The following is an 842-nucleotide window of genomic DNA, read 5'->3' on the forward strand; positions in this document are numbered from 1 at the left end:
CGATCGTCGCACTTATTATCGGTAAGTTTTACGGATGGATTTGGTTAGATGCCATTATGGGGATCGTTGGTGCTTTGGTGATTGGTAAATGGACTCTCGGTTTGATGAAGCAAACCGCACCAGTCTTATTAGATGAGAATATTAATCACGAGTACCTACAGGCAATCAGAGAGACGATTGAGCCATACGCAGACGTGCTAGATCTGCATGTTTGGAAGGTGAGCGGACATCATTACTCGGCTGCGATTGTGTTACATAATCGCAGTGATAAAACGTTGAGTGAATTTAAGCAATTACTGAGTAAGTTTGATAAGATTCATCACCTTACTCTAGAGTTACAAAATAGCTGACGATGAGCGAACTAGAAAAGTTGAATCAAATGCTGACCGAGTTCTATGACAAGATGTCTTCTTGGGAACAGTCAGTCGTAAAAGAAACCGGCTACTCTTTGGCCCAAGTCCATACCATTGAAGTTCTGGGCGGCCATGGTGCGCTGCGCATGAAAGAACTGGCGGAAAAGTTAGGCATCACGACCGGAACGTTAACGGTACAAATCGAAAAGTTAGTGAACGCGAACTTGATAGAACGTTGCCCTCATCCGGAAGATCGCCGTGCTATCGTTGTGAGGCTCACACCAGAAGGTGAGAAAATTCATCGCCATCATAACCAGTTGCACCTTGATCTTGTGCGTGATCTTACTCGTCATATTGAGCCAGAGCAGCAATCAACCTTTCTATCGTGTTTGGAAAAAATGAACCGGGAATTCTAGGTTTCATCCGAGTTACGGCCAAATAAACAATGAAAAGCAGAACTCCCATCGAGTTCTGCTTTTTTGTATTTAT

At 43.7% G+C, this 842-nt stretch carries 1 protein-coding gene and 1 pseudogene; both read left to right on the forward strand.

Features of this window, described 5'->3' with window-relative positions; all coding sequences use genetic code 11:
* A pseudogene (locus R7E78_RS25550) lies at window positions 1-350 on the forward strand (cation transporter); the annotation flags it as partial.
* Window positions 351-352: 2 nt separating this feature from the next.
* Complete coding sequence (locus R7E78_RS25555) at window positions 353-769, forward strand: MarR family winged helix-turn-helix transcriptional regulator (protein ID WP_005463375.1); 417 nt, start codon at window positions 353-355, stop codon at window positions 767-769.
* Window positions 770-842: the final 73 nt, after the last annotated feature.

Source organism: Vibrio sp. YT-19(2023) (genome assembly GCF_033337395.1).